We start from the raw sequence: 25,741 nt of genomic DNA, 5'->3' as shown, positions 1-25,741 counted from the left end.
AAGAGGCGAAGCCCGACAATGTATGTCTATGACGAATTCGACCGCGCCTTCCTGGCCGAGCGCGTCGCGGAATTCCGCGATCAGGTCGCGCGCCGCCTGTCGGGCGCGCTCAGCGAAGACGAGTTCAAGCCGCTGCGGCTGATGAACGGCGTCTATCTGCAGCTTCACGCCTACATGCTGCGCGTCGCCATTCCCTATGGCACGCTGTCCTCGGACCAGTTGCGCCGCCTCGCCTATGTCGCGCGCACCTATGATCGCGGCTACGGCCATTTCACCACGCGGCAGAACATCCAGTTCAACTGGATCAAGCTGGAGGACCTGCCGGACGCGATGGCGGCGCTGGCGGAAGTCGGCGTGCACGGCATCCAGACCTCGGGCAACTGCATCCGCAACGTCACCACCGACCAGTGGGCCGGCGCCACGCCGCAGGAATTCGACGATCCGCGCATCTGGGCGGAGATCCTGCGCCAGTATTCGACACTGCATCCCGAATTCACCTACCTGCCGCGCAAGTTCAAGATCGCCATCACTGCCGCGCCGAAGGACCGTGCCGCCACCAAGGTGCATGATGTCGGCCTGCGCCTCCACCGCAACGAGGCGGGCGAACTGGGCTTCGAGGTGCTGGTCGGCGGCGGGCTCGGCCGCACGCCCTTCGTCGGCAAGTCGGTCCGCGCCTTCCTGCCGGCCCGGCACCTGCTGAGCTATATCGAAGCCATCATGCGCGTGTACAACCAGTACGGGCGCCGCGACAATATCTACAAGGCGCGCATCAAGATCCTGGTGCACGAGATCGGCGCCGAGGCCTTCGCCAAGGCGGTCGAGGCGGAGTGGGAGGCGATCCGCGACGGCGCGCTGCACCTGTCCGACGAGATCATCGCCGATATCCGCTCGCGCTTCCTCTACCCGGACTTCACCCCGCGCGCCGACCCGCCGGCCGCGCTCGTCGCGGCGCTGGAAGACCCGGCCTTCGCCGACTGGCACCGCAATTCCGTGCACCCGCACAAGGTGCCGGGCTACGCCATCGTCACCGTGTCGCTCAAGGCCATCGGAGCCCCTCCGGGCGATGCCACGGCCGACCAGATGGACGTGGTGGCGGCGCTGGCGGATGATTTCGGCTGGCGCGAGATCCGCGTCGGGCACGAGCAGAACCTGTGCCTGCCCAATGTCGCGCAGGAGGACCTGCCGGCGATCTGGCGGCGGCTGGAAGCGGCGGGTCTCGCCACGCCGAACGTCAACCATATCAGCGACATCATCGCCTGCCCGGGCCTCGACTATTGCGCGCTGGCCAATGCGCGCGCCATTCCGGTGGCGCAGGAGATCGCCAAGCGCTTCAAAGACCTCGACCGCTCGCGCGCCATCGGCCGGCTGCATGTCAATATTTCCGGCTGCATCAATGCCTGCGGCCATCACCATGTCGGCCATATCGGCATTCTCGGCGTGGAAAAGAACGGGCAGGAATTCTACCAGATCACGCTTGGGGGGCGCGCCGACGAGCACGCCCAGCTCGGCACCCTGCTCGGGCCAGCCGTGTCCTACGAGCAGGTTCCCGGGCTTATCGAGGACGTCGTCGATACCTATATGGAACTGCGCGCCGACCCGCAGGAACTTTTCATCGACACCGTGGCGCGGCTGGGCGTCGAGCCCTTCAAGGAGCGCGTCTATGCGGCTCATTGAGAATGGAAAGCCGGTCGAGGACCGGTTCGTGCGCGTCTCCGACGACGAGGCGCTGCCCGAGGGCGCTGCCGTGCTGATCGGCATCGAGCGTTTCCTGAAGGACGCCGAAGCGCTGAGGGAGCGGCCGGCGCCGGTCGGGGTGATCTGGCCGAACAGCCGGCCGATCGCCGAGATCGAACCCTATCTCGGGCGGATCGCGCTGATCGCGCTCAACTTCCCGAGCTTCCGCGACGGGCGGGCCTACAGCCAGGCGCGGCTGCTGCGCGAGCGGCTGGGCTGGACGGGTCCGCTGCGGGCGGTCGGCAACGTGCTGCGCGACCAGTTCCTGCTGATGCAGCGCTCGGGCTTCGACCAGATCGAGGTCTCGAAGGCGGCCGACGCCGATGCCTTCGACGAGGCGGTGCATCGCTACACCGTGTTCTATCAACCCGCGACCGACCGGCGCCCCAGCCTCTTGCGCCAGCGCCTCGGGCGCAGCGCTCCCGGAGTCGGGGAATGAACCTCGCCCCTCACAGCGACCCGCTCCCGCCGGCGGCGCCCCCCGCCGAGCCGCAGCTGGACGCGCTCAATCGCGCGCTGGAGGGGGCAGGCCCCGCCGAGATCATCGCCGCCGCCGCGCGCACCGTCGGGCCGGGGCGGCTGAGCCTCGTTTCGTCCTTCGGCACGGAATCGGCGGTGCTGATCGCCTATATGGCGCAGGTGGATCCCGCGATTCCCGTGATCTTCCTCGATACCGGCTGGCTGTTCGCGGAGACGCTGGCCTATCGCGACACGCTCACCCGCCAGCTCGGCCTCACCGACGTGCGCACGATCCAGCCCGATGTCGCCCGCCTTGCCGAAGTCGATGGCGAGGGCGACCTCTGGCACAACGACCCGGACCTGTGCTGCCGCATCCGCAAGGTGGAGCCGCTGGCGCTGGCGCTCAAAGGGTTCGATGGCTGGCTGAACGGGCGCAAGCGCTACCAGGGCGGGCTGCGCGCCAGTATTCCCGTGGTGGAGCGCGACGGCGCGCGGCTGAAGTTCAACCCGCTCGCCAATCTCGACCGCGCCGAGGTCGAGGCCGCCCATGCGCATTTCAGGCTGCCGGACCATCCGCTGCTGGCCAAGGGCTTCACCTCGGTCGGCTGCATGCCCTGCACCAGCCGCGCCGCCGCCGGCGAAGATGGCCGGGAAGGCCGCTGGCGCGGCCGCGCCAAGACCGAATGCGGCATTCACACCCTGCTCAACACGCTTTGAATCGACGGTCCGGCGCCCGGTAAAGCACCCGGGGGGAGACGGCTCGACCTCGGCAATTTACAGGCGGTAGCTGAAGATAAACATATAATCTATTTTATATGTAGAAAATATATTGACCCCATGATTGCCGCGTGAAAATCTCACGCCATGGAATTCACCGGCGCTCTCGGCGCTGACGGGGAGAGGCAGAATGTCGTTCAATTTCAGGTCCACGGCCGCCGCCGCCGTGATCGCCGCGCTGGTGGCGCCGCTGGCGCTGGTGCCGGTGGCCCGCGCCGCGGATGTCACCCTGCTCAACGTGTCCTATGATCCCACGCGCGAATTGTACCAGCAGTACAACAAGCTGTTCGCCGACCGGTTCAAGGCCGAGACCGGCAAGACCGTTGAGATCAAGGCCTCGCATGGCGGGTCGGGCAAGCAGGCGCGCTCGGTGATCGACGGCCTCGAGGCCGATGTGGTCACGCTGGCGCTGGCCTATGACATCGACGCCATTGCCGACAAGGGCTTCATCGCCAAGGACTGGCAGAAGCGCCTGCCCGACAATTCCTCGCCCTATACCTCGACCATCGTGTTCCTCGTGCGCAAGGGCAACCCGAAGGGTATCCGGGACTGGGACGACCTGCTGAAATCCGACGTCAAGGTGATCACGCCCAACCCGAAGACCTCGGGCGGCGCGCGCTGGAACTACCTCGCCGCCTGGGCCTATGCGCTCAAGAAATATGGTTCCGAGGACAAGGCGAAGGCATTTGTCGGCCAGCTCTACAAGAATGTGCCCGTGCTCGACACCGGCGCGCGCGGCTCCACCGTCACCTTCACCGAGCGCGGCGTCGGCGACGTGCTGCTGGCCTGGGAGAACGAGGCGTTCCTGTCGAAGAAGGAATTCGGCGACGACAGGTTCGACATCGTGGTGCCCTCGCTTTCCATCCTCGCCGAGCCGCCGGTGGCCGTGGTCGACAAGGTGGTGGACAAGAAGGGCACGCGGGCGGTCGCCGAGGAGTATCTGAAGTTCCTCTACACCAAGGATGGCCAGAAACTGGCGGCGGAGAATTTCTACCGCCCGCGCGATCCGGAAATCGCCAAGCAGTACGCCAAGGTGTTCCCGAAGATCGACCTCGTGACCATCGACGATCCGGCCTTCGGCGGCTGGCGCAAGGCGCAGGCCACCCATTTCAATGATGGCGGCGTGTTCGACCAGATCTATTCGAACTGAGCGGGACCCAGACAGCGGCGCGGGCCAAACGACGGGCCGGCCGATGTGGCGCCGGGCCTTGCCTCAAGGCCCGGCTTTTTCCGTGAACCGACGCCGCCGGGAGACGCGACGTGAGCGACCTGACCCTCGATCGACCCACGCGGGCCCGCACCGAGCCGCGCCTGCGCCGCAGCCATTCGGTGCTTCCCGGCTTCGGCCTCACGCTCGGCCTGACGCTGCTGTGGCTCTCGCTGGTGGTGCTGATCCCGCTCGCGGCTTTGTTCTTCAAGACCGCCGAGTTGTCCCCCTCCCGCATCGTCGCCATCCTCTCCGCGGCGCGCACGCTCAACGCGTTGAAGATCTCGTTCGGCCTCGCGCTGATCGCCGCCAGCGTCAATCTCGTGCTGGGCGCGGTCATCGTCTGGGCGCTGGTGCGCTACGAGTTTCCCGGCCGGCGCGTGCTGGACGCGCTGATCGACATTCCCTTCGCCCTGCCCACCGCGGTGGCCGGCATCGCGCTCACCACGCTCTATGCCGAGAATGGCTGGATCGGCGGCTGGCTCGCCCCGCTCGGCATCAAGGTGTCGTTCACCCCGCTCGGCATTCTCGTCGCGCTCATCTTCATCGGCCTGCCTTTCGTGGTGCGCACGGTGCAGCCGGTGCTGGAAGACCTCGACCATGAGCTGGAGGAGGCCGCCGCCACGCTGGGCGCCGGACGCTGGACCACCATCCGCCGCGTCGTGCTGCCCGCCGTGCTGCCGGCCTTCCTCACCGGCTTCGCGCTGGCCTTCGCCCGCGCGGTCGGCGAATACGGCTCGGTCATCTTCATCGCCGGCAACCTGCCGAACGTGTCGGAGATCGCCCCGCTGCTGATCGTGATCCGGCTGGAGGAATTCCGCTACGCCGACGCCACCACCATTGCCGCCACCATGCTGGTCGCCTCGTTCCTATTGCTGTTCGTGATCAACGGCCTGCAGCGCTGGTCGGAAAGCCGCACCGGGAGGACCTCATGAGCCGCCCGCCCATCCGCTCGGAGCCGACCGCCGTCAAATGGACCGTGATCGGCCTCGCCGCGCTGTTCATCGCCCTGTTCATCCTGCTGCCGCTGGTCAATGTGTTCGCGCAGGCCTTCGTGAAGGGCTGGGAGGCCTTCGGCGCCGCCATCATCGAGCCCGACGCGCTGGCCGCCATCGAACTGACCCTCATCGTCACCGCCATCTCGGTCGCGGCGAACACGGCGATGGGCCTCGTCATGGCCTGGGCGATCACCAAATTCTCGTTCCCCGGCAAGAGCTTTCTCATCACGCTGGTCGACCTTCCCTTCTCGGTCTCGCCCGTGGTGGCCGGCCTCGTCTTCGTGCTGCTGTTCGGCGCGCAGGGCTATGTCGGGCCGTGGCTGGCGGATCACGACATCCGCATTCTCTTCGCCTGGCCCGGCATCGCGCTGGCGACGATCTTCGTCACCTTTCCCTTCGTGGCGCGCGAACTCATCCCGCTGATGCAGGAGCAGGGCACCACGGAGGAGGAGGCCGCCGTCACGCTCGGGGCCGCCGGCTGGCGGGTGTTCTCGCGCGTCACGCTGCCCAACATCAAATGGGCGCTGCTCTATGGCGTGCTCTTGTGCAACGCCCGCGCCATGGGTGAGTTCGGCGCCGTCTCGGTCGTGTCCGGCCATGTGCGCGGGGAGACCAACACCCTCCCGCTGCAGGTCGAGATTCTCTATAACGAGTACCAGTTCCAGGCGTCCTTCGCGGTCGCCTCGCTGCTCGCCCTGCTCGCCATCGTCACGCTGCTGGCCAAGGCCACGCTGGAAGCGCGCCTCGGCACCGGCAGCCGCCGCCACTGACCCCCGTGGCGCCCCCCCGCGATCAGAACAGGTAGATCGCGGCGACGAAGCCGCCGACCAGCACGAGCGCGAAAATCGCCGTCACCAGCCCCAGCCGTTCCTCGATGAAGGTGCGCGCCGGCGGACCGATCCAGTAGAGCAGCCCGGCGACGAGGAAGAAGCGCAGCCCGCGGGTGATGATCGACAGCACCACGAACCAGAACAGGTTGTAATGGGCAAAGCCCGAGGTGATCGTCACCACCTTGTAGGGGATCGGCGTCAGGCCCTTGATCAGGATGATCCAGTGCCCGTAATGCTGATAGGCGGCGGTGAACGCCTCCATCTTGCTGCCATAGCCGTAGAGCTGGATGAGAAACAGGCCCAGCGATTCATAGAGCAGCGCGCCGATGGCGTAGCCGAACAGGCCGCCGATCACCGAGGCCAGCGTGCACACGCCCGCATACCACCAGGCGCGCTTGGGCCGGGCGAGGCACATCGGCACCAGCATCACATCGGGCGGCACGGGAAAGAACGAGCTCTCGGCGAAGGAGACTGCCGCCAGCGCCCAGGGCGCCGAGGGCCGCTCGGCCAGATTGATCACCCACTGATAGAGACGGCGCAGCATGATGGCTCCGGAAAGGGAAGGTCGTGGATCGACGGCACGAGCGGCTCGACGCGTGCCGCACCGCACGGTGCGCGGCTGTTCTCGACCATAATCAAATGAATCGGGAGCGTTTTCTTGTCGGCGGGGCAGGCACTGCGCGTGCGCTCCCCATTAACCGCAGGCCGGCAGAGAGCCCTAGCGGCGGCGGGCGGGGCCGGAACCGGCTTCGCCGGTGGGAAGGCTGGCCGCACGATGGGGAATCGGGTGGAAATCGAACACGGGGGCATCCGTGGGCGGTGCCGATGGCGGGCCCGCATCGCCCCCCGCGACGCCCCCGGCCTCTTTGCGGGCGCGCTTGGGCATCTTCTCCGCCATGCCGAGCAAATCCTCGCGCCGGGCCATCTCGGTCCACACGTCGTCGGGGTCGATGCCCAGATCCACCCACAGCACGACGAGATTGTAGAGAAGGTCCGCGCTCTCGCATACCGTCGCCGCGACATTGCCGACCACACCGTCGAGCGCGACCTCGACCGCCTCCTCCGCCACCTTCTTGGCGATGAAGGGACGACCCTTGGCAAACAGCCGCGCGGTGCGCGCGGAGGTGTTGTTGCCCCGGCGCGTGGCCACCACCGCATCATGCAGACGACGAATCGAATCGCTCATTCACCAATTCTAGAACCTGCTGTGTGAAGCTGCGGTGTCGTCGCCCCGTCATGGGCGGCGTGCCGTCATCCTTGATGCCGATCGCGATGACGGACTCGATGACGGCGATGTCATGAGACCCGGCGTTGAATGCGGGGCCGTGGCGACTATGCTGCGATGCGGGGATCGGCCGTCGTGTTTTGATCCCCCGCCGCAAACGGGGTATTCAGGCAAGGCTGGGCCCTCGCGGCGGGTCGAAAGCTGGAATGGGAACTGCGAAGCGTGTCGAGCCCTCTCTTCTTCCGCACCCTCGGGAGCCTCGCGGCCTGCGCCGTCGCCCGCGTCGGGCTGGTCGCCGTGCTGGCTGTCGCTGCCATACCCGCGGCCCTGGCGACGCCGGCGCTGGTGATCGAGATCGATAGCGGCAAGGTCCTGCTGGCCGAGGACGCCACCAAGCCGTGGTATCCCGCCTCCGTCACCAAGCTGATGACGGCCTATGTCACTTTCAAGGCCCTCCGCGCCGGCCGCGTGACGCCGGAAACCCTCATCACCGTCTCGGATAACGCCGCCGCGCAGGCGCCCTCCAAGATGGGCTTCAAGGCCGGCACCCAGCTCACCATCGACAACGCGCTCAAGATGATGCTGGTGAAGTCGGCCAATGACATCGCCGTGGTGCTGGCCGAGGGCGTGGGCGGCACCTACGCGGCCTTCATCAACGAGATGAACAACTCCGCCCGCGAACTGGGGATGGACGGCACCCATTACGACAACCCCAACGGACTGCCCTCCCCTGGGCAGATCACCACCGCGCGCGATCTCGCCATCCTCGCCCGCGCCATCTTCACCGAATTTCCCGAGCGGGCGGATCTGTTCCGCATCCCCTCGCTCAAGCTCGGCACGTCGGTCATCCGCAGCTACAACAAGCTGATCGACAGCTATCCCGGCGCCGACGGGATGAAGACCGGCTTCATCTGCGCCTCCGGCTTCAATCTCGTGGCCAGCGCCACCCGGGGCGACAAGCACGTGCTCGCCGTGGTGCTCGGCACCAGTTCCGGCCGCGCCCGCACCGAGCAGGCGGCGCTGCTGCTGGAGAAGGGCTTCCAGCACTCCTGGAAGATTTTCGGCGCCGTGGCCCCCACCGTTGATTCGCTGCGCAACGAGGGCGGCCCGCCGGCCGACATGCGCGCCGAAGTGTGCGGCGGCAAGCGCAAGAATGTCGCCTCGGAAGATGACGACACACCCTCTTCCGCCTCCAGTTTCGTCGCCGCCGGCATGGGCTCGCTCGGCGACAATGTCACCGGCGCCAGCCTGCTGCAGAAGCTGCCCGCCTCCATGCCTCCGGTCGAGGTCTGGGTCGGACCGGTGCCGAGCGCCGAGGCGCTTGCCGCCGCCTATCCGCCCCCGCCGGTGAAGAAGACGCCGCCCAAGGACGCCAAGGCAGCCAAGGACAGCAAGGCGGCCAAGGGCAAGAAGCCCGCCGCGCAGACCGCGATCATCGACACCAGCGACCCCAACGCGCCGCCCGCCCCCGCTCCCGCGCCGGCCGCCAAACCCGCCGCCAAACCTGCTGCGGCCAAGCCCGCGGCGAAACCGGCGGCCAAGCCTGCTGCGGCCAAGCCTGCGGCCAAACCCGCCGCCAAACCCGCTGCGAAGCCGGCCGCGAAGCCAGCGGCCCAGTCGACCGCAGCCTCGCAGCCCTTGCCGAATCCGCCGGCCGCCCCCAGCTATCCCACCGTCCCCGCGCCGCAATAGCGCATGCGCCCGTCGCCCTCTCGCGGCGCGACGGGTGGCACGGCGAGGGGCGAGACGGCCCGTACAGGAACCTGCTTCATGAGCCAGATCACCGGCGAGACGGCCGCGCGGCGACCCGAGCCCATCCCGGTCACACTGCTCACCGGCTTTCTCGGTGCCGGCAAGACCACACTGTTGAACCGGCTGCTGCAGGATCCCGGGCTCGCCGACACGGCCGTGCTGATCAACGAGTTCGGCGAGATCGGCATCGATCATCTGCTGGTGCAGCATTTCGACGATGCCACCGTGCTGCTGGCCTCCGGCTGCCTGTGCTGCACGGTGCGCGGCGATCTCGCCGAAGGGCTCGAACAGTTGCTGCGCCGCATGGATAACGGCGTCATTCCCCCGTTCCGCCGCGTGATGATCGAGACCACCGGCCTCGCCGATCCCGCGCCCATCCTGCATGTGCTGATGATGCATCCCTATCTGGTGATGCGCTTCCGCCTCGACGGTGTGGTGACGCTGGTCGACGCGGTGAACGGCCAGTCGACGCTCGATGAACATCCCGAATCGGTGCGCCAGGCGGCCATTGCCGACCGCATCGTGCTCACCAAGACCGATCTGGTCGACACGCCGGCGCGCGACGCCGATCTGGCGGCGCTGCGGCGGCGGCTGAAGGCGCTGGCGCCCGGCGCGCCGGTGCTCGACGCCGCGCGGGGCGAGGCCGGCGCGGCCGCGCTGCTCAATGCCGGGCTCTACGATCCCACCACCAAGATCGCCGATGTCGGCCGCTGGCTGGCGGACGAGGCGGTGGCGGCGGCGGAAGCGGAATCGCGCGCGCACCGGCATGACGCCAACCGCCATGACGACCGTATCCGCGCCTTCACGGTCGCGACAGATGCGCCGGTGGCGGCCGCCGCCATCGACATGTTCCTGGAACTGGTCCGCGGCACCCATGGCGGCAAGCTGCTGCGCCTCAAGGGCATCGTGAAGCTTGCCGAGGATCCCGAGCACCCGCTGGTGCTGCATGGCGTGCAGCATGTGCTGCATCCCCCGAGCCAACTGGCCCAGTGGCCCGATGACGACCGGCGCACGCGCCTCGTCATGATCGTGCGCGATGTCGAGCCGGCGGTGATCCGCCGGCTGTTCGACGCCTTCATGGGCCTGCCGGCGCTCGACCAGCCGGATGGGACGGCCTTGAGCGACAATCCCCTCGCCCCCGCCACGCTGCGGCGCTGAACGCGCCGGTCGCCGGAGGCAATCCGCCTCCATGCGATGGAGGGAAGACACGGAGCCCGATCCGGTTGCGCCGCAATCGGATCGGCGCGTGCCCTATTGCGGCATTGGCGCGCCGCCGAACTGCAGCTGCGTGGTGCCGGACGCCGGAGCGGCGGCAGGTTGCGCGGCAGGTTGCGCGGCCGGCGCGGCTGCGGCCTGCTGCGCGGCTTCCACCTTCGGGTCGGGCACGCCGAGCACCATGGCCCAGTACACGCTGTACTTGGAGCGCGGGGCGCGCACGGCGGCGATGCCGAGCCGGGTCACGCCGGGCATCAGCATGTTCTTGTTGTGCGAGGGTGAATCGCGCCAGCCGGAAAAGGCCTCGGCCAGCGTGTGATAGCCGGCACCCACATTCTCCGCCGCCTTCAGCCCGGAGAAGCCCGCCGCCTTCAGCCGCACGACGAGGGAGCGCCCGCCAATATTGTGCGAGAGCTGGTCGGCGGCCGCCATGGTCTTGGCCTGCCGCTCGGCCACCGCCATCAGCGTGGGGTCGATCGTCACCGCCGGCAGGCCGCGCGCCTGCCGGTAGTCGCTGAGCAGGGACGCCGCCGCCTGCGGGTCGAGCGTGCCGCCCTTGGCGATATTCGCGTAGAACGTGTCGTTGACCGCGATCGTGGTCGGCTCGCTGGCGCAGCCCGCCAGCAGCAGGGGCACGAGAAGGGCGATGGCAAGGCGCGTCGGCGAGATGGGGAACATCAAGGTCTCGTGGGTCCGAGGTGGGACGGGCGAAGAGAGGATCAGTCGTCGGCAGCCGCCGGGGGCGTGCCGATGGGGCCGCCGCGATAGATGTTCCACGGCGTATAGGGGATGCCGATATGGGCGGCCTTCATCCGGTCCAGCACGGCGAAATGCAGGTCGCTCTTCACCGTGAGCGCGTAGTCGACATTGGCGACGACGCAGCGCAGCTCGAATTTCAGGTAGCTGTCGCCGAACGCCATCAGGAACACGCGCGGCGGCGGCGAGCGCAGCACCTGCGGGTGGTCGCAGGCACAGCCGATGAGGATGTCGCGCACCTCGTCGGCATCGGCGTCATAGGCGACATTCACCGCCACGATCACCCGCCCCGTGGTGTTGGCGTGGGTGAAGTTCTTCACCATGCCGGTGATCAGGTCGGAATTGGGAATGACCACGGCCGCGCGGTCGAAGGTCTCGATCTCGGTGGCGCGCACGCTGATGCGGCGCACATAGCCTTCCTCGCCCTTGACCGAGATGGTGTCCCCGACGCGGATCGGCCGTTCGGCCAGCAGGATGAGGCCGGAGACGAAATTCGACACGATGGATTGCAGGCCGAAGCCGATACCGACCGAGAGCGCACCGGCGACCAGCGCGATGTTCTGCAGGTTGAGGCCGATCTGGCCCATGGACATGGCGACGACGGCGATGGAGCCGACATAGCCGATAATGGTGGAAATCGAGTTCTGCAGGCCCTGGTCGAACGAGGTCTTCGGCAGGATCGCCACCGCGAACCAGCGCTGGATGGCGCGGGCGATGACGATGCCCACCACCAGGAACATCACCGCGCTCAGCACGTCGCCCAGCGTGATGGTGGAGGTGCCGATGGTGAAGCCGAAGGTGATGCGGCTGACCAGATCGCGGACATCGGCGGTGGAGGTGCCGAAAGTGCCGATCACCATCACCAGCACGACGACGGTCGCCAATGCCTTGCACACGCCGGCGACGAGCAGCGCCAGCAATTCGAGGCTGGCCGGACGCACGCCGAGCGTCTTGGCGACATGGCGCGCGCGCGGGCCCGAGGCGATGCCGTCGATGAACACCGCGTTGATCAGCGCGATGATGAGGTAGAGCGCGCCCGCCAGCACAACGGCAAAGAGCGAGCGCGAGGCGAGGTAGGAGGCCACGCTGACATAGCCGGCGACCAGCGCCGCGACGATGCTGGCGTTCAGCACCCAGAAGGGAAAGCGGATCCACTGCAGCATGGTCTGCGAGGGGCCGCCGCCATCCGATTTCGTCTCGCTACGGGCCTCCCCCTTGGCCTCCGGCTTCGCCTCGGTCCTTGTGTCGCCCTTGGCCTCGTCGCCCTCGTCGGCGTCCGGCCCGTCGGCGAGTTCGCCGAGCGCGCGCATGGTGCGCCCGGCCACCAGCACCAGTGCCAGCGCCATACCCGCCGCCGTCGCCACGGTGAGCGGCACCGGCGCGACGAGCGCCCGGTGAATGGTGCTCAGCACGACGGCGGTCGCGACGATCCACAGGCCGAGCGCCGCGTTGCGGTAGATCAGCCGCGCCATCTCGTCCGACACCGGCACCACGCGCCGGCGCGGCGACATGGGCGCCAGCGCGCCGGCCAGCAGGCCGCGCCCGACGGCAAGGATGCACACGGCGATCAGCACGCCCTGGGAAATCTCCACCACGCGCGGCGGCACGAGGTCGAAGGCATTCAGCAGCGCCATCACGGCCAGCGTCGCGGCCGGCGCCGCCGCCATGCCGATAATGGCGACCAGCGCCGACAGCCCGGTCACCTTGAGCGGGGACAGCGGCTCGCCGTCGACATCAAGGTCCACCCGCCGCAAGGGCCTGCTGAACATGTTCTGCAGGAACACGACGAGGGCGATGATACCCAGCGCGCCAAGGCCGACCAGGATCTGGCCGGTGCGCGACATGCGGGCATCCGCATAGGCCCGCCAGTCGGTCAGGAGATAGCGGATGCCGCGGATTTCCACCGGAATGGAGGTGACCGCGGAGATCCACAGATTGGGATCGAGCACGCTGAAGGACCGAGCCAGAAGCGTATCGGTGAACAAGGCGCGGCGCCGGCTGGTGATTCGGTCGGACAGCTGGTCCGCGCGCACGTTGATAAGCCGCACCTGCTTCAGCAGTCCGTCCAGCGCGCTCGCCCGCATCTCCAGCGACTCGCGCTCGCGGGCAATGGATTCGCTTTCCGGCGGCGCGTCGGCGGCGGGCTTGGGCCCCAGTTCCTGCAGGCGCTTGTAGAGGTCGGCCACCGCCGGATCGAGAATGGCGATGCCGGCGCTCAGGTTGTCGCGCACGGGATCGAGCCGGGTGCGCAGCCCATCGAGATCCTCGGAACGCAGCCCGTCACGCCCCAGCGCCGCCTCGACGCCATCGACCACGGCGCGCTGGCCCTCCAGCCGGTCCTGCAGGACCTGCTGCTCGGGCGGCAGCGCGGCCTGCGCGCCCGCCGCCATGGGGGCGAGCATGCCAAGCGCGAGGCAGAGCCACGCGGTGAGAAGGATGAGCGTCGTCGCGGTGGGCCGCAGCATCGCACCGACATCGGCGAAGGAAATGTGCGGGCGCCGCCGCCCGGCGATCGCGCGAGCCGTTGCGAATGTGCGTTGAGCCATGACCGGATCGTATTGGAGCGTGAATGCCCCTGTCTCCGGTGGGATAAGGGCCAAGTCAAGGCGAAGACGTTAACGCAAAGTTACCGCCCGGCCCTCAGGCCGGCGCCACGCCTTGTCCCGCGCCCCGGCAGAGGACCCGGCGCGCGGTCAGTTCCCGCGCATCGACGGCGGAAGCGTGCGCTCCTGCAGGTCGAAAGCAGCGGAGCAGACGGCAAAAACATCGCCGAAAAACTCCCGCAGGCGCGAAAACACGGTGGCGTGCGGGGCCTGGACGCGGCCGATCATCTCGTCGTCGTCCATCGAGAAATTGGCGGCATGATGCACGGCGAGGTTCTTCATGGGCGCGTTGCTCGGCAGGAACACCACCTGCAGTTCCTCGATGCCGCGATTCTGCGCCAGCAGCACGAGATGGCGCATCAGCGCCGAGCCGATGCCCTTGCCCTGGAATTCCCGCTCGACGCTGAACGCCGCCTCGGCCGAAGCCGGCTTGCCGGCGCGCGGCGGCAGCGGGTGCAACTCTGCGACGGCGCGCAATTCACCGTCGACGAAATAACCGATCGCCACCGCATCGCCGCTCGTGACGCGGGTACCGTGACGGGCGATGGCGCCATCGGAGACGACACCGCCGAAGCGCATGAAACGGCTGAGCGGATCGAGCCGCAGCAAATGTTCGACCAGCAAATGACGCTCGGCCGGCAGCACCTTGCGGATCTGGCCCTCGGCCGGATCGACAGGACGGTGAAGCACGGAGGTAGTCGGAAGCGCGGAGGTATTCACAGGCTCCGGCGCGCGCGATGGCGCGCGGTCATCGGAAATCGGGGCGCTCTGTTCGATCGCAGGCATGGCTTGTATCCCGCCGACCACATTCCTTGTTGCGGCGCAGCATAAATATGCGCATCGCACAAGAAGACAACTCCTGCATCTGCATGGCTCGCATGCACCATGCTTGCGTGCAGGCGACCCTCCAAATTACTGCGCCGCTTTGGCGCCGGGCACAATGCGTATCAACCCAAGGCCACCGCGTGGAAAGCGGGCGGTGGCGGCGGAGGGGTCAGCGGCTGGCGCTGATCGCCTCGCCGGTGCCGGCTGCCCTCACGATGGCGCGCCGCAGCGGGCCCTCCGCCGTGACGGCGAAATTGTAGTGGCTCATCGAGAACGGCCCCGCTTCGCCGGGATGGGACGAGCGAAAGCCCACATAGACGCCGAGAAAGCCGCCCTGCTCGCTCAGCAGCGCCGCGCCCGACGTGCCGCCCTCGGCATCGCAATCGATCGCCACCTCCCGCAGCCCGCCATGGCCGCCCGCCGTCACCTTGCGCGCCCGGCAACGCTGCAGGCTGCGCCGCGACACGCCGCCCACGCTGGCCGCCGCCGCGAGCACCACATCCCCCGGCACTGCCATCGCCGGCGCCAGCGGATAGGGCCGCGCGCCCGCGACGACGGCCGCGAGCGGCGCCACCGCCCAGTCCTGCAGGGCGGGCGCGTCATAAGGCTCGCGCGAGCCGGTCACCACCCGCTCCATGTCGATCGGCACGATCCGCCGCTGGCCGCCGGCCTCGATCACGAAGCCGCAGGCCGGGCCGCTGGCGCGCGCGGTGCCATCCGGCGCGAACAGCACATGCGCGGCCGTCACCAGCACATTGGCCGCGCCGACAAGCTGACCGGTGCCGACCGCCCCGCCGCAATGCACCACGCCGGTCGCGCCGAAGCGCGTTGCAAGCTCGCGGGACGACAGCCCGGTGGCATGGGCGAACGCCTCCGGCGCCATCCGGCCGTCCGTGTCGATGATGATGAGCGAGGACGGAAGGTCGCGCGCCAGCGCCGGCCCGCCGGCCTCAACAAACAGACCCAGCGCCAGAGCGGCGAACCCGAAGGCGTGCCGCATGACAGGTCGCATGACGGACCGCATGACAGGCCGCGCACGCATGGGGGGGCAGGCCTCGATGGACCGCAACCCCGCCGCGCAGCGGGGTGGGGTGTTCACGGTCTCTGCGCGGATCGGCTCCTGGTGCATGCCCCGCCCCGTCTCCTCCCGCGCCGGTCTCCTCCCGCGCCGGTCTCCTCCCGCGCCCGTCTTCACCCGCCCGTCGCGACACCCGCGCGCGAGCCCGTCTGACGCGGCCAGTCTGCGGAGGATCGTGTCGGCGTCAAGGCCGCGCGCCGCGTGGCGACACGCCGGGGCGGGGAGCGCCTTGCCACTTCGTCGGAGATCGGGTCTGGCCGCTTGCCCCGAGGGGACGGGGCGGCTAATGCGTGCGCTGCAACAGTCTGGAGTGTCCCGAGATGGCGGACATGCTCACCGCGGAAGCTGGCGGCTCGGTGCTCGCGGCGCGTTACGTCGCGCGGATGGCGGCCGGGGACATCGCGCCCGATTCCGGCCAGGCCAAGGTGGTCGCCGCCCTCGCGCAGCTGGAACAGCGCATCGCCAGCCGCCGGCTGGCGCGCAAATCCTCCGCGCTCGGCTGGCTCTTCGCCCGCCGCGAGGACACCATTCCCCGTGTGCGCGGGCTCTATATCCACGGCGCGGTCGGCCGCGGCAAGACCATGCTGGCCGACCTGTTCTTCGAAAGCGTGGCGGTGCGCAAGCGCAAGCGCCGCGCGCATTTTCACGAGTTCATGGCCGACGTGCACGCCCGCATCTTCAAGGTGCGGGCCGACATGAAGGCCGGCCGGATCAAGGAAGCCGACCCGATCGCCCTGGTCGCCGCCGCCCTCTATGAAGAGGCGTGGCTGCTGTGCTTCGACGAGTTCCACGTCACCGACATCGCCGATGCGATGATCCTGGGCCGGCTGTTCGAGAAACTGTTCGACCTCGGCGTCGTCATCGTCGCCACCTCCAACGTGGCGCCGGAAGACCTCTACAAGGGCGGCCTCAACCGGGCGCTGTTCCTGCCCTTCATCGCCATGATCGAGAAACACATGGAGGTGGTGCGGATCGAGTCGCCCACCGACTACCGCATGGAAAAGCTTGGCGGCGTGCGGATCTGGTTCGTGCCCGACGACGACCATTCCATGGCGCAGATCGACCGCGAGATGGAGAAGATCTGGCATCGCATCGCCGGCAATGATGGCGGCGCGCCCGCCAGCATCAGTTCCGCCGGCCGCCTCATCCGCGTGCCGCGCGCGGGCGGCGGGGCGGCGCGCTTCAGCTTCGAGGACCTGTGCGCCGCGGCGCTCGGCGCCTCGGACTATCTGCGCATCGCGCGCACCTACCACACGGTGGTGATCGACCACATTCCCCAGCTCGACCAGGACCGGCGCAACGAGGCCAAGCGCTTCATCACGCTGATCGACGAGTTCTACGAGAAGGGCGTCAAGCTGGTCGCCTCCGCCGCGGCCGAGCCGGAGGATCTCTATCTCGGCACGGAGGGGGCGGAAGCGTTCGAATGGGCGCGGACCGTCTCGCGCCTGCATGAGATGCGCTCCAGCGACTATATTGCGCGTCCGCACGGCCGCGGCGATTCCGAGGCCTCCGGCGACACGACCGGCCTTGTCGAGACCTGACCGGCGGGCTTGATCGGGATGGCGGGGCAGCTTCATCTGGGGTTCCGCCTCTCCATCACCGGCGCATGGGCCCATGAGCAGTCGACATCACCACGGAAACGAGATTCGGGAACATAGCTGCGCGCTGACCGGGAAGATCATTTCCCAGCGCGACGGCGTTCGGCTCGACATGCTGCGCCCCGCTTTGGCCGATCATATACGCGCCGTGCATCCCGGCATTGCGCCGGACGCATACATCTCCCGCTCGGCGCTGGCGCGGGAGAGGGCCGCCTACATCGCCGCGACCCTGCAGGCCGAGCGCGGCGACCTCTCCCAGCTCGACCATGACGTCATCGACAGCCTCGCCCAGAACGACATCCTGACCGCCAATGTCGAGGAGGAAATCGACCAGCACCGCACCTTCGGCGAGCGCGCGGCGGACGCCATCGCCTCGTTCGGCGGCAGCTGGACCTTCATCATCTCCTTCATGGTGTTCATCAATGTCTGGATGGCGCTGAACATCCTCGGCCTGGTCGGCGGGTTCGACCCCTACCCCTTCATTTTGCTCAATCTCGTGCTGTCCTGCATCGCCGCGCTGCAGGCGCCGGTCATCATGATGAGCCAGAAACGGCAGGAGGCGAAGGACCGGCTGCGCTCGGAGAACGACTATCGGGTCAATCTCAAGGCCGAGTTGGAAATCCGGCACCTGCACGAGAAGATCGATCACATGCTCACGCATCAGTGGGAACGCCTGACCGAGATCCAGACCATCCAGATCGAGCTTATGGAAGACTTGGCGGCACGCCGACGTTAGGCATTCAGTATTTCGTATGCCAAAACGAATACGCGCAAAGTCGTAGCCTGACCTCACGGCGGACGGGGCGTGTTCGCTTGAACCGGGCGGCGATAAGGGCTATCGGATGCCCGCGCGGCGGAGCGCCGCACCCCTCTCGGAAAGTCAGGAAATCTCATGGCTCGAGCTAAGATTGCACTGATCGGGGCCGGCCAGATCGGCGGCACTCTCGCCCTTCTGGCAGGCCTCAAGGAACTCGGCGACGTCATCCTGTTCGACGTGGCCGAAGGTATCCCGCAGGGCAAGAGCCTCGACATTGCGGAAGCCTCCCCGGTCCTCGGCTTCGACGCCAAGCTGGTCGGCACCAATAGCTATGAGGGCATCGCGGGTGCCGACGTGGTCATCGTCACCGCCGGCGTTCCGCGCAAGCCCGGCATGAGCCGCTCGGACCTGCTCGACATCAACCTCAAGGTGATGCAGCAGGTCGGCGCGGGCATCGCCAAATTCGCCCCCGACGCCTTCGTGATCTGCGTCACCAACCCGCTCGACGCCATGGTGTGGGCGCTGCAGAAGGCCTCCGGCCTGCCGACCCACAAGGTGGTGGGCATGGCCGGCGTGCTGGATTCGGCGCGCTTCCGCTATTTCCTCTCCGACGAGTTCAACGTCTCGGTCGAGGACGTCAACGCCTTCGTGCTCGGCGGGCATGGCGACGACATGGTGCCGCTGGTGCGCTATTCCGGCGTCGGCGGCATTCCGCTGCCGGACCTCGTCGCGATGGGCTGGACCACGCAGGCCAAGCTCGACGCCATCGTCGATCGCACCCGCAAGGGTGGCGGCGAGATCGTCAACCTGCTCAAGACCGGCTCGGCCTTCTACGCCCCCGCCGCCTCGGCCATCGAGATGGCGACCTCCTACCTCAGAGACAAGAAGCGCCTGCTGCCGGCCGCGGCCTTCCTCTCCGGCCAATACGGCCAGGACGACCTCTATCTCGGCGTGCCGGTCATCATCGGCGCCGGCGGCGTCGAGCGCATCGTCGAAATCTCGCTCGATGCGACCGAGCAGGCGATGCTCGACAAGTCGGTCGCCTCGGTGAAGGAACTGGTCGCCGAGTGCCAGAAGATCGCCCCCGACCTCGCCTCCGGCCTGGGCACGTGACCTGACCGGCGCGCGGCGGGCCGCCAAGGTTCCGCCGCCGCTCCGCCATGCCGCCTGCGACGCCCCGTCGGGTGCCGCAGCGGCCGCCGACCGCAGCGACCTGTTGCCGATGTGCACCGCCGTGCCGCAATCCTGCGGTATTCATGAAGTGAACACGAGACCTATATAGGTTCTATCGAGCCATTGCCCCGAGGGTCCGGGGCGACCGGAGTCCGACAACGCCCTCGGCGAAGCCGGAAATCCGGCAGAAAATTGCCTCCATCGGACCATTGGTCCCTCAGGAGCCGACAATGTCGCGCGCGGACTTGAACGAAGCCTTCCTGAATACCTCTTTCCTCTACGGCGCCAATGCCGCCTGGATCGAGGATCTCTACGCCCGCTACGAGGCCGACCCGAACTCGGTCGACGCCGAATGGCAGGCCTTCTTCGCCGGGCTCAAGGATGCTCCGGCCGATGTCGAGAAGAGCGCGCGCGGCGCCTCCTGGAAGCAGCCCGGCTGGCCGATCCACGCCAATGGCGAACTCGTTTCGGCGCTCGACGGCAACTGGATCGAGACCGAGAAGGCGGTGGCTAAGAAGGTCGAGGCCAAGGTCGCCGAAAAGGCGCAGAAGGCCGGCGTCGAACTGACCTCGACCGATGTGCAGCAGGCCACGCGCGACTCGGTCAAGGCGCTGATGATGATCCGCGCCTACCGCATGCGCGGCCACCTGCATGCCAAGCTCGACCCGCTGGGTCTGGAGCCGGTGCACCCCGCGCCCGAGCTCGACCCCGCCTCCTACGGCTTCCGCGAGGCCGATCTCGACCGGCCGATCTTCATCGACCACGTGCTCGGCATGGAATTCGCCACCGTGCGCCAGATGGTGGCCATTCTTCAGCGCACCTATTGCGAGACGCTCGGCGTCGAGTTCATGCATATCTCCTCGCCCGAGGAGAAGGCGTGGATCCAGGAGCGCATCGAGGGGCCGGACAAGGAAATCACCTTCACCCGCGAGGGCAAGCGGGCCATCCTCAACAAGCTGGTGGAGGCCGAGGGCTTCGAGAAGTTCCTCGACGTGCGCTACACCGGCACCAAGCGCTTCGGCCTTGACGGCGGCGAGAGCCTGATCCCCGCGCTCGAACAGATCATCAAGCGCGGCGGCAATCTCGGCGTGAAGGAAGTCGTGTTCGGCATGGCCCATCGCGGCCGCCTGAACGTGCTGACGCAGGTCATGGGCAAGCCGCACCGCGCGCTGTTCCACGAATTCAAGGGCGGCTCCTGGGCGCCGGATGACGTCGAGGGCTCGGGCGACGTGAAGTACCACCTCGGCGCCTCCTCGGACCGCGAGTTCGACGGCAACCAGGTGCACCTGTCGCTGACCGCCAATCCCTCGCATCTGGAAATCGTCGATCCCGTCGTGCTGGGCAAGGCGCGCGCCAAGCAGGACCAGCTGGGCGACACCGAGCGCAGCCAGGTGCTGCCGCTGCTGCTGCACGGCGACGCGGCCTTTGCCGGCCAGGGCGTGGTGGCCGAGTGTTTCGGCCTGTCGGGCCTGAAGGGGCACCGCACCGGCGGCTCGATCCACGTCATCATCAACAACCAGATCGGCTTCACCACCTATCCCGGCAATTCGCGCTCCTCGCCCTACCCCTCGGACGTCGCCAAGACCATCGAGGCGCCGATCTTCCACGCCAATGGCGACGACCCGGAAGCCGTGACCTTCGCCGCCAAGATCGCCACCGAGTTCCGCCAGCGCTTCCACAAGCCGGTCGTGGTGGACATATTCTGCTACCGCCGCTTCGGCCATAATGAAGGCGACGAACCCGCCTTCACCCAGCCCTTGATGTACAAGATCATCAAGCAGCACCCGACCACGCTCGAACTCTATTCCAGGAAGCTGGAAGCCGAGGGCGTGATCGAGCCCGGCGAACTCGACCGCATGCGCGCCGAGTGGCGCTCCAAGCTCGATGGCGAATACGAGGCCGGCCAGGCCTACAAGCCCAACAAGGCGGACTGGCTGGACGGGCGCTGGGCGGGCCTCAAGGTCGCCGCCGGCGAGGACGATCCGCGTCGCGGCAATACCGGCGTGGATTTCGCTGTGCTCAAGGAGATCGGCGAGAAGATCACCACCGTGCCGGAGGGCTTCCACCTCCACCGCACCATCCAGCGCTTCCTCGACGCCCGCCGCAAGGCGATCGTGGAGGACGGCACGGGCATCGACTGGTCGACCGCCGAGGCGCTCGCCTTCACCACGCTGCTGCTCGACGGCAACCGGGTGCGCCTGTCCGGCCAGGACAGCGAGCGCGGCACCTTCACGCAGCGCCACTCCGTGCTGACCGACCAGGAGAACGAGGAGCGCTACACCCCGTTCAACCATGTGCGCGAGGGGCAGGCCCAGTACGAGGTCATCAACTCGATGCTCTCGGAAGAAGCGGTGCTCGGCTTCGAATATGGTTACTCGCTCTCCGAGCCGAACGCGCTGACCCTGTGGGAAGCCCAGTTCGGCGACTTCGCCAACGGCGCGCAGGTGGTGTTCGACCAGTTCCTGTCCTCGGGCGAACGCAAGTGGCTGCGCATGTCGGGCCTCGTCTGCCTGCTGCCGCATGGCTATGAGGGCCAGGGTCCGGAACATTCCTCGGCCCGTCTGGAGCGCTACCTGCAGATGTGCGCCGAGGACAACATGCAGGTCGCCAACCTGACGACGCCGGCGAACTATTTCCACGCCCTGCGCCGCCAGCTGAAGCGCGACTTCCGCAAGCCGCTGATCCTGATGACGCCGAAGAGCCTGCTGCGCCACAAGCGCGCCACCTCCACGCTGGCCCAGCTCGGCCCGCAGACCACCTTCCACCGCGTGCTGTGGGACGATGCCGACCGCTCCAACGCGGCGACCCTGCCATCGGAAGCGGTGAAGCTGAAGCCGGACAACGAGATCCGCCGCGTCGTGCTCTGTTCGGGCAAGGTCTATTACGACCTGTACGAGGAGCGCGAGCGCCGGGGCGCCGACGACATCTACCTCTTGCGCGTGGAGCAGCTTTACCCGTTCCCGCTCAAGACGCTGGTGCAGGAAATCGCGCGCTTCAAGCAGGCGGAAGTGGCCTGGTGCCAGGAAGAGCCGAAGAACCAGGGCGCCTGGGCCTTCGTGCAGCCCTATCTGGAATGGGTGCTGGAACAGGCCGGCTCCGCCTCCGCGCGGCCGCGCTATACCGGCCGCCCGGCCTCGGCCGCCACGGCGACCGGCCTGATGTCCAAGCATCTCGCACAACTCAAGGCGTTCCTGCAGGACGCGCTGGGCTGACGATCCGCATACCCTGAGGGAGCGCCGGCCCGCTGGTCGGCAAACGGTGAGGAATTAAGAGCATGGCCACCGAGATCCGCGTCCCGACGCTGGGCGAATCGGTCACCGAGGCAACTATCGGCAAGTGGTTCAAGAAGGCCGGCGAAGCGGTCGCCGCCGATGAGCCGATCGTCGAGCTGGAGACCGACAAGGTCACGATCGAGGTCCCGGCCCCGGCGGCCGGCGTGCTCTCCGAAATCATCGCCAAGGATGGCGAGACGGTCGGGGTCGGCGCGCTGCTCGGCTCCATCGGCCAGGGCGCGGGCGCCAAGGCGGCCCCCGCCGCGGCCCCGGCCGCTCCCGCCAAGTCGGAAGCTCCCAAGTCGGAGGCTCCCAAGGCTGCGGCGGCGCCGGCTGCCCCGGCTCCGGCTGCCGCCCCGATGGCTCCCGCCGGCACCAACGGCCCGGCGGTGGCCAAGCTCGCGGCGGAATCGGGCATCAACCCGGCCCTGCTCGCCGGCTCCGGCAAGGACAGCCGCGTGACCAAGGGCGACATGCTCGCCGCCATCGCGACCAGCGTCGCCGCCCCGGCTCCCGCCGCCAGCGCCCCGGTAACGGTGCGCGCGCCCTCCGTGCCGGCCGATGCCGTGCGCGAGGAGCGGGTGAAGATGACCAAGCTGCGCCAGACCATCGCCCGGCGGCTGAAGGACGCGCAGAACAATGCCGCCATGCTCACCACCTTCAACGATGTCGACATGTCGGCGGTGATGAGCCTGCGCGCGCAGTACAAGGACGTGTTCGAGAAGAAGCACGGCGTGAAGCTCGGCTTCATGGGCTTCTTCTCCAAGGCCGTCATCCAGGCCCTGAAGGACGTGCCCGAGGTCAATGCCGAGATTGACGGGCAGGACCTCGTCTACAAGAACTACTACAATATCGGCATCGCGGTCGGCACCGACAAGGGTCTCGTCGTGCCGGTGGTGCGCGATGCCGACACGCTCTCCATCGCCGGCATCGAGAAGGCTATTGCCGGCTATGGCCGCAAGGCGCGTGACGGCAAGCTCGGCATCGAGGACCTGCAGGGCGGCACCTTCACCATCACCAATGGCGGCATCTACGGCTCGCTGATGTCGACGCCGATCCTCAATGCGCCGCAGTCGGGCATTCTCGGCATGCACCGCATCGAGGAGCGTCCCGTCGTGGTGAAGGGCCAGATCGTCGCCCGCCCGATGATGTATCTGGCGCTGAGCTACGATCACCGCATCGTCGACGGCAAGGGCGCGGTGACCTTCCTGGTCCGCGTCAAGGAAGCGCTGGAAGACCCGACCCGGCTGGTACTGGATCTTTGATCGGCACCGGCCATTGGGTCGCGCTTTCCGGCGCGGCCCGAAAGGTTGAAGATCTCCACGGCCGGCAACGGTCATGGAGATTTCTTTTCGGGCGCCCGGCAAGGCGCTGGCCCGTCTGGACGGTTGCGACGCATGTATTGGCCCGCGCCCGGAATCAAGAAGCACCCGGAAAAGCGCTGGAACCGGCCGGACCGCGTATTCTTCGGCTTCGGTGCCTGCCACATCCTCGCGGGCGTCTATATGCAAGGACCACCGCTGCCGGATTTTCACGCGGAATGGATCGTTCCGCATAGCGGCTTCGGTGGCACCCATTTCTACGTCACCGACGGCGAGATCGCGTTCGACTTTCACGGATATTGCCGGCGGAGCGCGTTACTGGAGCATGTCCGGTCGGGCTGGTCGCGGCGCTTCCCGGGGTGGGCCGCGACTATCGCAACGGTGGACTTCCCGCTGCTTGATACCGCGGCGCTGAACGCGCGCCGCCATCTCGGCCCGGAGCAGTTCTGGGGCGACCCAGTGGAGCGGGCCCGCCGCTTCCTGCTCCGCATTGACCACCCGCGCCGCGCCGATCAGGCACGAGCGTCGCGTTGACCGATTCCGTTGCGGCATCATCCGCCACAAGTGTGACCCTGACCCGCGGTTAGCGCGCGTGACTTCTGGGCATGCCGCATGTAGTTTGCCGGCCGATTGGCCTCGTCCACCCGCCTGCACAAGCTCAACGAGCCCGGTCCGCAGGCAATTCCACGAGAAGAGCGCATGTCCTACGATCTTGTCGTCATCGGCACCGGCCCCGGCGGCTATGTGTGCGCCATCCGTGCCGCCCAGCTCGGGCTCAAGGTCGCGGTGGTCGAAAAGCGCGCCACGTTCGGCGGCACCTGTCTCAACATTGGCTGCATCCCCTCCAAGGCGCTGCTGCACGCCTCGCACCTGTTCGAGGAGGCGAGCCACAACTTTGCCAAGCTCGGCATCGTGGTCGACACGCCCAAGCTCGACCATGCCGCGTTCCTCGCCTTCAAGGACCAGGCCGTGGAGGGCAACACCAAGGGTGTCGCCTTCCTGATGAAGAAGAACAAGATCGACACGTTCCACGGCACCGCCACCATCACGGCGCCCGGCAAGGTCGAGGTGGCGCTCGCCGCCGGCGGCTCGCAGGCGCTGGAAGCCACCGCCATCGTCATCGCCACCGGCTCGGACGTGGCGAAGCTCCCCGGCATCACCATCGACGAGACCCGTGTCGTCTCCTCCACCGGCGGCATCGCGCTGGACAAGGTTCCGGGCAAGCTGCTCGTGGTGGGCGCCGGCGTCATCGGGCTGGAGCTTGGCAGCGTATGGCGCCGGGTTGGTGCCGAGGTTACGGTGGTTGAATATCTCGACCGCATCCTGCCCGGCATGGATCTCGACGTGGCGAAGTCCTTCCAGCGCATCCTGCAGAAGCAGGGCGTCGCCTTCAAGCTCGGCTCCAAGGTGACGGGCGTGGATGCAAGCGGCGCGACGCTCAAGGTTTCCGTGGAACCGGCGGCGGGCGGCGCGGCCGAGGTGCTGGAGGCCGACGTGGTGCTCGTCGCCATCGGCCGCGTGCCCTACACGGAAGGGCTGGGGCTGGAGGCGCTGGGCGTCGAGACCGACAAGCGCGGGCGCGTCGTTACCGACCATTATTACCGCACCAACGTGCCGGGCATCTTCGCCATTGGCGATGCTATCGCCGGCCCGATGCTGGCCCACAAGGCCGAGGACGAGGGCGTCGCCATCGCCGAACTGCTGGCCGGACAGGCCGGCCATGTGAATTACGACGTCATTCCGGCCGTGGTCTACACCTCGCCGGAAGTGGCCTCCGTCGGCAAGTCCGAGGAGGAACTGAAGGAGGCCGGCATCGCCTACAAGGTCGGCAAATTCCCCTTCCTCGCCAATGGCCGCGCCAAGGCCAATGACGAGACCGACGGCTTCGTGAAGGTGCTGGCGGACGAGGCGACCGACCGCGTGCTCGGGGTCCATATTATCGGCGTCGAGGCGGGCGAAATGATCCACGAGGCGGCGGTGCTGATGGAATTCGGCGGCTCTTCCGAGGATCTGGCCCGCACCTGCCACGCCCACCCCACCCGTTCGGAAGCGGTGAAGGAAGCCGCGATGGCGGTGGAGAAGCGCGCCATCCACATGTGAGCGCGGGGCGCCCGCGCCGCGCCAGACCTGCACTGGACCAGATCTGCGCTGGACCAGACC

At 67.8% G+C, this 25,741-nt stretch carries 21 protein-coding genes; 15 read left to right on the top strand and 6 right to left on the bottom strand.

The genetic code is table 11. The annotated features are described in order from the left end of the window. Positions 1-18 precede the first annotated feature (18 nt). The 6 genes from QOZ99_RS11930 (at position 19) to cysW (ending at position 5,945) form a co-directional block, all read left to right on the top strand. Positions 19-1,674, top strand: a complete 1,656-nt coding sequence (locus QOZ99_RS11930) for a nitrite/sulfite reductase (protein WP_306890178.1) — start codon at positions 19-21, stop codon at positions 1,672-1,674. After that, a complete protein-coding gene (locus QOZ99_RS11925) occupies positions 1,661-2,173 on the top strand; it encodes a DUF934 domain-containing protein (RefSeq protein WP_306890177.1) in 513 nt (170 codons plus the stop codon). Before QOZ99_RS11930 ends, QOZ99_RS11925 begins: the two co-directional genes overlap by 14 nt. After that, on the top strand, positions 2,170-2,910 hold the full coding sequence (locus QOZ99_RS11920) for a phosphoadenylyl-sulfate reductase (RefSeq protein WP_306890176.1): 741 nt from the start codon (positions 2,170-2,172) through the stop codon (positions 2,908-2,910). The genes QOZ99_RS11925 and QOZ99_RS11920 overlap by 4 nt, the downstream gene beginning before the upstream one ends. A gap of 190 nt (positions 2,911-3,100) precedes the next feature. Next, positions 3,101-4,120, top strand: coding sequence for a sulfate ABC transporter substrate-binding protein (locus QOZ99_RS11915; RefSeq protein WP_306890175.1), 1,020 nt, complete (start codon positions 3,101-3,103; stop codon positions 4,118-4,120). A gap of 161 nt (positions 4,121-4,281) precedes the next feature. Further along, on the top strand, positions 4,282-5,112 hold the full coding sequence (gene cysT, locus QOZ99_RS11910) for a sulfate ABC transporter permease subunit CysT (protein WP_306890204.1): 831 nt from the start codon (positions 4,282-4,284) through the stop codon (positions 5,110-5,112). After that, positions 5,109-5,945, top strand: a complete 837-nt coding sequence (gene cysW / locus QOZ99_RS11905) for a sulfate ABC transporter permease subunit CysW (protein ID WP_306890174.1) — start codon at positions 5,109-5,111, stop codon at positions 5,943-5,945. The genes cysT and cysW overlap by 4 nt, the downstream gene beginning before the upstream one ends. 22 nt (positions 5,946-5,967) lie before the next feature. Here cysW and QOZ99_RS11900 read toward each other — a convergent pair whose 3' ends face one another. Together QOZ99_RS11900 and hisE are read right to left on the bottom strand one after the other, a co-directional pair. After that, complete coding sequence (locus QOZ99_RS11900) at positions 5,968-6,549, bottom strand: YqaA family protein (RefSeq protein WP_306890173.1); 582 nt, start codon at positions 6,547-6,549, stop codon at positions 5,968-5,970. Positions 6,550-6,723: 174 nt separating this feature from the next. Further along, positions 6,724-7,191 carry a phosphoribosyl-ATP diphosphatase gene (hisE, locus tag QOZ99_RS11895; RefSeq protein WP_306890172.1) on the bottom strand — a complete coding sequence of 156 codons (468 nt, stop codon included), beginning with the start codon at positions 7,189-7,191 and terminating at the stop codon, positions 6,724-6,726. 327 nt (positions 7,192-7,518) lie between these two features. Here hisE and QOZ99_RS11890 point away from each other — a divergent pair, with 327 nt between their 5' ends. Both QOZ99_RS11890 and QOZ99_RS11885 read left to right on the top strand, forming a co-directional pair. Continuing rightward, complete coding sequence (locus QOZ99_RS11890; RefSeq protein ID WP_370876841.1) at positions 7,519-8,922, top strand: D-alanyl-D-alanine carboxypeptidase family protein; 1,404 nt, start codon at positions 7,519-7,521, stop codon at positions 8,920-8,922. Positions 8,923-9,000: 78 nt separating this feature from the next. Then, a complete protein-coding gene (locus QOZ99_RS11885; protein ID WP_306890170.1) occupies positions 9,001-10,140 on the top strand; it encodes a CobW family GTP-binding protein in 1,140 nt (379 codons plus the stop codon). Between the two features lie 93 nt (positions 10,141-10,233). Here the strand turns inward: QOZ99_RS11885 and QOZ99_RS11880 are convergent, their stop codons facing one another. From QOZ99_RS11880 to QOZ99_RS11865, 4 genes are all read right to left on the bottom strand, one after another. After that, complete coding sequence (locus tag QOZ99_RS11880; RefSeq protein WP_306890169.1) at positions 10,234-10,875, bottom strand: CAP domain-containing protein; 642 nt, start codon at positions 10,873-10,875, stop codon at positions 10,234-10,236. Between the two features lie 41 nt (positions 10,876-10,916). Continuing rightward, complete coding sequence (locus QOZ99_RS11875) at positions 10,917-13,499, bottom strand: DUF3772 domain-containing protein (RefSeq protein ID WP_306890168.1); 2,583 nt, start codon at positions 13,497-13,499, stop codon at positions 10,917-10,919. A 147-nt stretch (positions 13,500-13,646) separates the two neighbouring features. Then, positions 13,647-14,201 (bottom strand): GNAT family N-acetyltransferase, encoded by a 555-nt coding sequence (locus QOZ99_RS11870; RefSeq protein ID WP_306890167.1) that lies wholly within the window; start codon positions 14,199-14,201, stop codon positions 13,647-13,649. A gap of 349 nt (positions 14,202-14,550) precedes the next feature. Beyond that, positions 14,551-15,381 (bottom strand): trypsin-like peptidase domain-containing protein, encoded by an 831-nt coding sequence (locus QOZ99_RS11865; protein WP_306890166.1) that lies wholly within the window; start codon positions 15,379-15,381, stop codon positions 14,551-14,553. A gap of 398 nt (positions 15,382-15,779) precedes the next feature. On the opposite strand from QOZ99_RS11865, the gene zapE reads away from it, so the two are divergent. From zapE to lpdA, 7 genes are all read left to right on the top strand, one after another. After that, positions 15,780-17,000 carry a cell division protein ZapE gene (gene zapE / locus QOZ99_RS11860; protein ID WP_306890165.1) on the top strand — a complete coding sequence of 407 codons (1,221 nt, stop codon included), beginning with the start codon at positions 15,780-15,782 and terminating at the stop codon, positions 16,998-17,000. Between the two features lie 73 nt (positions 17,001-17,073). Then, a complete protein-coding gene (locus QOZ99_RS11855; protein WP_306890164.1) occupies positions 17,074-17,793 on the top strand; it encodes a DUF1003 domain-containing protein in 720 nt (239 codons plus the stop codon). 156 nt (positions 17,794-17,949) lie between these two features. Further along, entirely contained in the window at positions 17,950-18,927 is a 978-nt protein-coding gene (gene mdh / locus QOZ99_RS11850; RefSeq protein WP_306890163.1) for a malate dehydrogenase, read from the top strand. 290 nt (positions 18,928-19,217) lie between these two features. Continuing rightward, complete coding sequence (locus tag QOZ99_RS11845; protein ID WP_306890162.1) at positions 19,218-22,199, top strand: 2-oxoglutarate dehydrogenase E1 component; 2,982 nt, start codon at positions 19,218-19,220, stop codon at positions 22,197-22,199. 62 nt (positions 22,200-22,261) lie between these two features. Continuing rightward, complete coding sequence (gene odhB / locus QOZ99_RS11840; RefSeq protein WP_306890161.1) at positions 22,262-23,524, top strand: 2-oxoglutarate dehydrogenase complex dihydrolipoyllysine-residue succinyltransferase; 1,263 nt, start codon at positions 22,262-22,264, stop codon at positions 23,522-23,524. Between the two features lie 132 nt (positions 23,525-23,656). Beyond that, a complete protein-coding gene (locus QOZ99_RS11835) occupies positions 23,657-24,115 on the top strand; it encodes a hypothetical protein (protein WP_306890160.1) in 459 nt (152 codons plus the stop codon). A 165-nt stretch (positions 24,116-24,280) separates the two neighbouring features. Further along, positions 24,281-25,681, top strand: coding sequence for a dihydrolipoyl dehydrogenase (gene lpdA / locus QOZ99_RS11830; protein ID WP_306890159.1), 1,401 nt, complete (start codon positions 24,281-24,283; stop codon positions 25,679-25,681). Positions 25,682-25,741: the final 60 nt, after the last annotated feature.

The sequence above is a fragment of the Ancylobacter amanitiformis genome (assembly GCF_030814815.1).
Lineage (GTDB): Bacteria > Pseudomonadota > Alphaproteobacteria > Rhizobiales > Xanthobacteraceae > Ancylobacter > Ancylobacter amanitiformis.
The sequence above is the reverse complement of the archived record's forward strand: the minus strand, read 5'-3'. Positions and strand labels throughout refer to the sequence as shown.

Coding starts and splice junctions, on each gene's coding strand:
- QOZ99_RS11930 (WP_306890178.1), top strand. CDS start 19: ATGTATGTCTATGACGAATTCGACCGCGCCTTCCTGGCCGAGCGCGTC.
- QOZ99_RS11925 (WP_306890177.1), top strand. CDS start 1,661: ATGCGGCTCATTGAGAATGGAAAGCCGGTCGAGGACCGGTTCGTGCGC.
- QOZ99_RS11920 (WP_306890176.1), top strand. CDS start 2,170: ATGAACCTCGCCCCTCACAGCGACCCGCTCCCGCCGGCGGCGCCCCCC.
- QOZ99_RS11915 (WP_306890175.1), top strand. CDS start 3,101: ATGTCGTTCAATTTCAGGTCCACGGCCGCCGCCGCCGTGATCGCCGCG.
- cysW (WP_306890174.1), top strand. CDS start 5,109: ATGAGCCGCCCGCCCATCCGCTCGGAGCCGACCGCCGTCAAATGGACC.
- QOZ99_RS11900 (WP_306890173.1), bottom strand. CDS start 6,549: ATGCTGCGCCGTCTCTATCAGTGGGTGATCAATCTGGCCGAGCGGCCC.
- hisE (WP_306890172.1), bottom strand. CDS start 7,191: ATGAGCGATTCGATTCGTCGTCTGCATGATGCGGTGGTGGCCACGCGC.
- QOZ99_RS11885 (WP_306890170.1), top strand. CDS start 9,001: ATGAGCCAGATCACCGGCGAGACGGCCGCGCGGCGACCCGAGCCCATC.
- QOZ99_RS11880 (WP_306890169.1), bottom strand. CDS start 10,875: ATGTTCCCCATCTCGCCGACGCGCCTTGCCATCGCCCTTCTCGTGCCC.
- QOZ99_RS11875 (WP_306890168.1), bottom strand. CDS start 13,499: ATGGCTCAACGCACATTCGCAACGGCTCGCGCGATCGCCGGGCGGCGG.
- QOZ99_RS11865 (WP_306890166.1), bottom strand. CDS start 15,381: ATGCGGCACGCCTTCGGGTTCGCCGCTCTGGCGCTGGGTCTGTTTGTT.
- zapE (WP_306890165.1), top strand. CDS start 15,780: ATGGCGGACATGCTCACCGCGGAAGCTGGCGGCTCGGTGCTCGCGGCG.
- QOZ99_RS11855 (WP_306890164.1), top strand. CDS start 17,074: ATGAGCAGTCGACATCACCACGGAAACGAGATTCGGGAACATAGCTGC.
- mdh (WP_306890163.1), top strand. CDS start 17,950: ATGGCTCGAGCTAAGATTGCACTGATCGGGGCCGGCCAGATCGGCGGC.
- QOZ99_RS11845 (WP_306890162.1), top strand. CDS start 19,218: ATGTCGCGCGCGGACTTGAACGAAGCCTTCCTGAATACCTCTTTCCTC.
- odhB (WP_306890161.1), top strand. CDS start 22,262: ATGGCCACCGAGATCCGCGTCCCGACGCTGGGCGAATCGGTCACCGAG.
- QOZ99_RS11835 (WP_306890160.1), top strand. CDS start 23,657: ATGTATTGGCCCGCGCCCGGAATCAAGAAGCACCCGGAAAAGCGCTGG.
- lpdA (WP_306890159.1), top strand. CDS start 24,281: ATGTCCTACGATCTTGTCGTCATCGGCACCGGCCCCGGCGGCTATGTG.